Annotated in this window: 4 protein-coding genes; all 4 read left to right on the forward strand. The window is 58.2% G+C overall.

The window, feature by feature from the left end; all coding sequences use genetic code 11:
* The first annotated feature begins 183 nt into the window (after window positions 1-183).
* The 4 genes from J2X61_RS25625 to J2X61_RS25640 all read left to right on the forward strand — a co-directional run bounded on the left by J2X61_RS25625 (window position 184) and on the right by J2X61_RS25640 (window position 6,285).
* Window positions 184-2,199, forward strand: a complete 2,016-nt coding sequence (locus J2X61_RS25625; RefSeq protein WP_310191830.1) for a GTP-binding protein — start codon at window positions 184-186, stop codon at window positions 2,197-2,199.
* A gap of 170 nt (window positions 2,200-2,369) precedes the next feature.
* A complete protein-coding gene (locus tag J2X61_RS25630; RefSeq protein ID WP_396135500.1) occupies window positions 2,370-2,942 on the forward strand; it encodes a glycerol-3-phosphate responsive antiterminator in 573 nt (190 codons plus the stop codon).
* Between the two features lie 19 nt (window positions 2,943-2,961).
* Window positions 2,962-4,461, forward strand: a complete 1,500-nt coding sequence (gene glpK / locus J2X61_RS25635; RefSeq protein WP_310191834.1) for a glycerol kinase GlpK — start codon at window positions 2,962-2,964, stop codon at window positions 4,459-4,461.
* A 138-nt stretch (window positions 4,462-4,599) separates the two neighbouring features.
* Window positions 4,600-6,285 carry a glycerol-3-phosphate dehydrogenase/oxidase gene (locus J2X61_RS25640; protein ID WP_274471802.1) on the forward strand — a complete coding sequence of 562 codons (1,686 nt, stop codon included), beginning with the start codon at window positions 4,600-4,602 and terminating at the stop codon, window positions 6,283-6,285.
* Window positions 6,286-7,257 lie beyond the last annotated feature (972 nt).

The following is a 7,257-nucleotide window of genomic DNA, read 5'->3' on the forward strand; positions in this document are numbered from 1 at the left end:
GCCAGGATGGCGGGATGCTCGGAATGAAGCAGGATCGGGCGCAGCGGTGATACGGATGAATGCTCTTCTGGGATATCGGAACCGGCGTCGATGTCAGGCAAGTCAGCCTACCTCCTTAAATATTCATAGATCTAGTATAATAGGAGGACTAAGGCTGGTAAACAGAAGGAGCGGAGCTTTCTCATGACCGAGGACAAGGACAAGGGCAAGGGCAACAATCATCTCTCGACTAAGCGAAGAAATGTGGGCATTTTCGCCCATGTCGATGCGGGTAAAACGACGACAACCGAGCATCTGCTGTACCACAGCGGCCGTATTCGCAGCCTGGGCAACGTGGATAGCGGCACCGCGCAGACGGACTCTATGGATGTGGAGCGGGAGCGGGGGATCTCGGTACGCAGCGCGACGACCGCTTTGATCTGGAAAGATACCTTCATCAATCTGGTAGATACCCCGGGGCACGTGGACTTCCTGTCGGAAGTCGAGCGCTCCCTGAGAGTGATGGACGGCGCAATTCTTATCGTTTCGGCGGTTGAAGGCGTGCAGTCGCAGACGGAAATGATTTGGCACGCGCTGCAATCGCTAGGCATCCCTACGCTTCTGTACGTGAACAAAATGGACCGCGTAGGTGCAGACGCGGCCAAAGTGCTGCGCGAAATCGAGACGCAGCTCACGCCGATGGCGGTGCCGATCCAGGCGCCGCTAGGGGCGGAGGACACGTTCCGCGGCGTAGCGAGCGTGTTCCAAGAGGGCGCCTCCGCGCCCGGCTTCGACCTGGCGGCAGCGGTCGAGAAGCTCTCCGAGCTCGATGAAGCGATGCTCGCGAGCTACGTCGAAGGCGCGCCCGTCCCGGCGCACGACGTGAAAACAGCCCTGCGGCGGTACGCCCGGCAGGGGCAAGCGTTTCCTTTGCTTGCCGGAGCATCGAGCAAAGGAGTAGGTATCGAGGAGCTGCTGGAGGCGATCCTCGATTATTTGCCAGGGCCGAGCGGCAGCGCGGAGCAGCCGCTGTCGGCCGTCGTCTTCAAGGTCGAGCGCGACAAGACCATGGGGAGAATGGCTTACGTCCGCCTCTACGAGGGGACGATCCGCAACCGGGACACCGTGTTCAATGCCACGCGGGGCGTGGAGGAGAAGGTGACCCAGATTCGCAAGATCGACGGCCGCCGGGCCGAAGATATCGGGTTTGTCGGGGCTGGCGATATAGCCGCCGTGTGCGGCTTAGCGCAGGTGCGCATCGGCGACGTGCTGGGGCGGCCTGACGCCGTTCCCCCGGCGCCTCGGCTGGCGGTGCCGCTGCTGACCGTACAGGTGCATGCGGAGAACGACGCGCAGTATCCGGCGCTTGTCGCCGCCCTGCAGGAGCTGACGGATGAGGATCCGCTGCTCGACCTGCAATGGCTGCAGGAGGAGCGCGAGCTGCACGTGAAGGTGATGGGCGCGATCCAGCTGGAGATTCTAACGAGCCTGCTGGCTTCGCGTTTCGGGCTGAAGGCAAGATTCGATCAGCCTTCCGTGATTTACAAGGAAACGCCATCGCAGCCTGGCGAAGGCTACATCGCTTATACGATGCCCAAGCCGTGCTGGGCGATTCTGCGCTTTCGCATTGAGCCCGGCGCACCGGGCAGCGGGCTCGTCTATGCGTCGCAAGTGCGAGCCGATCAACTGCTGGCTCAGTACCAGAGCGAGGTGGAGCGCCGCGTGCCGGAGGCGCTGCAGCAAGGGCTGTTCGGCTGGGAGGTGACCGATCTGAAGGTGACGCTCACCTACGGCGAGCACCACGTGTGGCACACCCACCCGCTTGACTTCGCCGTCGCCACGCCGATGGGGCTCATGCAGGGCCTTGCCCAAACCGGAACGACGCTGCTTGAGCCGATGCTGCAGGTGCGGATTACTGTGCCTGAGGTTTACGGCGGCAAGGTGCTCAGCGATCTGGTGCAGATGCGGGCGACCTTCGATCCGCCGCAAGTGAGCGGCGACAGGTTCGTCGTCGAAGGGCGGCTCCCCGTCGCCACGTCGCTGGACTACCCCGTGAAGCTCAGCGCCATGTCCGGGGGCAGAGGCGTCATCACCTCCTCGTTCGGCGGGTATCAGCCGAGTCCGCCGGATGTGCATGCCGAACGGAAGCGGCGCGGTGTGAATCCGCTGGACCAGTCCAAGTACATTTTAGCCGTGCGTAAAGCTTTGTCGACATCCTAGACGTTTATTCTCATTGACAGGCGGGGCGGGTGTAAGTACAATGGGAAGTAAGTTAATAACATGTGACGGAGAACTGGAGAACTCACGGGGATTGCCAATTGCATAGCATTGGTATATCTTTCGTGAGTTTTTTGGTGTTCTTCCCGCCGCAAGGGGGCACATGAACGGAGATGATGAGCTTGTCTTTGCAGGAGCAGCGAATTTTACCGGCGATTCGTAAGATGAAAGATCTGGAGAAGCTGTTGAAGTCCCACTATACCTACATTGTGCTGCTGGACAGCCATATCGGACAGCTCAAAAGCATTGTAGACCTGGGGCGTGCCAACGGCAAAAAGCTGCTGCTTCACGCCGACTTAATCGAAGGCCTGAAGAACGACGAGTATGCGGCGGAGTTTCTGTGCCAAAGCATTCGTCCCGCCGGCATCATTTCCACGCGGGGAACGGTCATTACGAAGACCAAGCAGAACGGCCTTCTAGCCATTCAGCGGCTTTTTCTCCTGGACAGCAGTGCCCTTGAGAAAAGCTACACCCTTTTGGAGAGGACCCAGCCTGATTATATCGAGGTGCTTCCCGGCATTATTCCGCACATCATTACCGAGGTGAAAGAGCGTTCGGGCATCCCGATTTTTGCCGGTGGCCTCATTCGTACCTCAGGGGATGTGGAACAGGCGCTGGAAGCCGGGGCGACAGCCGTTACAACCTCGAATACCGAGCTGTGGCAGCATTATCATCAACGATCCTAATCACGTGGGGGTAACTAGTATGGCAGCAGCCGCTTCCTATATTCTTGCGCTCGATCAAGGAACGACCAGTTCCCGAGCGATTTTGTTTGATGCACAAGGGAGCATCGTGCACACGGCGCAGCAGGAGTTCAAGCAGCATTTCCCGAAGCCGGGTTGGGTGGAGCATGATGCGATTGAAATATGGCAGTCGATCCAGGCGGTAATGACGGCCGTGATGTTGGAGTCGGGGGTGCAGCCGGCGGAAGTTGCGGGCATCGGCATCACCAACCAACGGGAAACGGCGGTAGTCTGGGACCGGCATACCGGGGAGCCGGTCTATCATGCCATTGTGTGGCAGTCGCGGCAAACCGCCGATATTTGCGACGCCCTGAAGACGAAGGGGCTTAATAACCTTTTTCGGGAGCGTACGGGCCTCTTGATTGACCCATATTTCTCCGGAACCAAAATCAAATGGATTCTCGACCACGTGGAAGGCGCGAGAGCGAAGGCTGAGCAGGGGGATTTGCTGTTCGGCACGATGGACACGTGGCTCATTTGGAAGCTGACTGGCGGTCGAGCGCATGTCACGGATTATTCCAACGCTTCGCGAACGCTGCTCTACAATATCCATGAGCTCCAATGGGATGTGGAGCTGTTAGGCCATCTGGACGTCCCGGCTTCGCTGCTGCCGGAGGTTCGATCCTCTTCCGAAGTCTACGGATACACGGAGGAAAACCTGTTTTTCGGCGCAGCGGTTCCGATTGCAGGCGCGGCCGGTGATCAGCAGGCGGCACTGTTCGGGCAGGCATGCTTCGAGAAAGGGATGGCCAAGAACACCTACGGCACCGGCTGTTTTATGCTGATGAACACGGGCAGCGAAGCGATCACGTCCCACAAAGGGCTGCTGACCACCATAGCCTGGGGTTTGAAAGGCAAGGTGGAGTATGCGCTGGAGGGCAGCATTTTCGTAGCGGGCTCGGCGATCCAATGGCTCCGCGACGGGCTGCGGCTGCTTCGAACAGCGCAGGACAGCGAGATGTACGCGCAGCGCGTGGACTCGTCGGACGGCGTCTATGTCGTGCCGGCCTTTGTCGGCTTAGGTACGCCGTACTGGGATAGCGATGTTCGCGGCGCGATTTTCGGAGTGACGCGGGGGACGTCGAAGGAGCATTTCATCCGGGCAACGCTGGAGTCTCTTGCTTATCAGACCAAGGACGTGCTGCAGGCAATGGAGGACGATTCCGGGATCGGGCTGACGAAGCTGCGGGTTGACGGCGGAGCGGTGAAGAACAATTTCCTCATGCAGTTCCAGAGCGATATGCTGGGCGCTTGCGTAGAGCGGCCGGTCGTGAGCGAAACGACGGCGCTTGGTGCTGCTTACTTGGCAGGGCTGGCGGTCGGTTTCTGGAAGGACCAAGCGGAAATTGCGGCTCAGTGGCAGATTAACGAAGTGTTTCAGCCTCGCATGGACGCGGAGCAGCGGGATAAGTTGTACAGCGGCTGGAAAAAAGCAATACGGGCTGCTATGGCTTTCAAATAATTCAGGGCAATGATATACTTATCATAACAAGTTAATACGATGGTAGGAGACTAGGAGAAGCCAGAACAACCTGTACGCGAGAGCGTGCCGGGTTTGTTGTGGCTTTTTTCGCTTTCATATTCGAGGGGAGAGATTGGAATGACACAACCATTTAGCGGATTATCAAGAACGGAAAGACTGCAGGCCATGTCTGGGCAGAAGTTTGACCTGATCGTCATCGGAGGAGGCATCACAGGTGCGGGTATCGCGTTGGATGCGCAGAGCAGAGGGCTGCGAACGGCGCTGATTGATATGCAGGATTTTGCTGCGGGGACATCGAGCCGTTCGACCAAGCTTGTTCACGGGGGGCTGCGCTACTTGAAGCAGTTGGACGTGAAGGTTGTAGCCGAAGTCGGCAAGGAACGGGCGATCGTGTATGAGAATGGGCCGCATGTGACGACGCCGGAGTGGATGCTGCTGCCTTTTTATAAAGGCGGTACGTTCGGCAAGTTCTCTACGTCGCTTGGTTTGCGCGTCTACGACTTCTTGGCCGGGGTCAAACGGTCGGAGCGCAGAAAAATGTTTCGTCCCGAGCAAACGCTAAGTCATGAGCCGCTGTTGAAAAAGCAGGATCTGCGTGGCGGAGGCTATTACGTGGAATACCGCACGGATGACGCGAGGCTGACGATTGAAGTGATGAAAAAAGCGGTGGAGCTCGGCGCTCAAGCGGTGAACTACGCCAAAGTGGAAGAGCTGCTGATGGACAACGGCAAGCTGATCGGCGTGCGTGTGGTGGATCAGCTTGGCGGCGAAGGGAAGAAAGCGTCTTACTCGCTGTATGCAAGCAAGATTGTCAATGCGGCGGGACCTTGGGTCGATACGCTTCGTGAGATGGACCGTTCGAAGAAAGGCAAAACCCTCCATCTGACCAAAGGCGTGCACCTAGTCTTCGACCAGAGCAAGTTTCCGCTGCGGCAGGCGATTTATTTCGATACGCCGGACGGACGGATGGTATTCGCCATCCCTCGTGACGGCAAAACCTACGTGGGCACGACAGACACGAACTACAAAGGGGATATCGTGAATCCCCGGATTACGGTGGCGGATCGCGCCTACGTGCTGCGTGCCGCGAACGAGATGTTCCCGACCCTCGGCCTGACGGAAGCGGACGTCGAGTCGAGCTGGACCGGGCTGCGCCCGCTGATCCATCAAGAGGGCAAAGATCCTTCGGAGATTTCGCGCCGCGATGAAATCTTCGTCTCCGACTCCGGCCTTATTTCGATGGCCGGGGGCAAGCTGACCGGCTACCGCAAAATGGCGGAGACGGTCGTGGACAAAATCGCCGCCATGCTGGTGGCGGAGGGAACAGCGCCGGGGGCTGGACTGCCCCCGAGCCGTACGCGCACGCTGCCGATTTCCGGCGGCGATGTGGGCGGCTCCGCGCAGCTGGAGCCGTTCGTGCAGCGCAAGGCCAGCCAGGGGCAGCAGCTGGGGCTGGCGCGGTCTGAGGCTGCTCTGCTGGCGCACCGCTACGGGTCCAACGTGGACGCCGTGTTTGCGCTTGTGGAGCAGTACCGGGATGAGGCGGCGAAGCGGGGCATGCCCGCTGCTGTGCTCGCTGCGCTCGTGTACGCGATCGAGCACGAGATGGCTGTGAAGCCGTCGGATTTCTTCATCCGACGTACGGGAGCCCTCTTCTTCGATATCGCGTGGGCAAGGCAGTGGAAGGCTCCGGTGATCGCCTTCATGGCCGAGCGCTTCGGTTGGATCGAAGCGCAGCGGGCGGCTTACACCGCCGAGCTGGAGCAGCTGCTCCATGAGGCGGTCAACCCGTTGGAAGCGTGATGGCTTCCAGGCCGGCTGCTGCTGTAGGCTGCTGGTCGTTGGTGCCGCCTGCGAAACTAAGCTTGCATTACAAGTACAGTAGCATGCAGTAGGCATCATAATAAGGCTGAATGCATGAATTGAAAAAATCCTGTAATAAGTGCCTTAAATTCCGGTGTATCGAGCCGTTATTGCTCATGCTGTGGGATTTAATGCACGAATTGCAGGATTTTTTTTGTTTATAGGGGTCCGTGTCTCGTGTGCTCCCCAACCCGCGAAGGTCCCATAGATCGTTTCACGCCTATCTGAGGTATCTACATACGCCAAATTAGCTGCCCGCGAACATTCATGAGAGGAGGCGAGGAGGTGCAGGTGGAAGTCCGAGGGTCCCATACATCGTTTCACGCCTATCCTGTGGTATCTACAAACGTTAAACTAGCTGCCCGCGAATTTTCATGAGAGGAGGGGAGGAGGTGCAGGTGGAAGTCCGAGGGTCGCATACATCGTTTCACGCCTATCCTGAGGTATCTATAAACGTCAAACTAGCTGCCCGCGAACATTCATGAGAGGAGGGGAGGAGGTGCAGGTGGAAGTCCGAGGGTCGCATACATCGTTTCACGCCTATCCTGAGGTATCTACAAACGTCAAACTAGCTGCGCGCGAACATTCATAGAGGAGGGGAGGTGGTGCAGGTGGAAGTCCGAGGGTCCCCTACATCGTTTCAAGCCTATCCTGAGGTATCTACAAACGTCAAACTAGCTGCCCGCGAACATTCATGAGAGGAGGGGAGGAGGTGCAGGTGGAAGTCCAAGGTCCCGTAGATCGTTTCACGCTTATCCTGTGGTATCTACAAACGTTAAACTAGCTGCCCGCGAACAATCATGAGAGGAGGGGAGGAGGTGCAGGTGGAAGTCCGAGGGTCCCCTACATCGTTTCAAGCCTATCCTGAGGTATCTACAAACGTCAAACTAGCTGCCCGCGAACATTCATGAG

This window comes from Bacillus sp. 3255 (genome assembly GCF_031456485.1).
In the GTDB taxonomy this organism is placed as follows: Bacteria; Bacillota; Bacilli; order Paenibacillales; family NBRC-103111; genus Paenibacillus_E.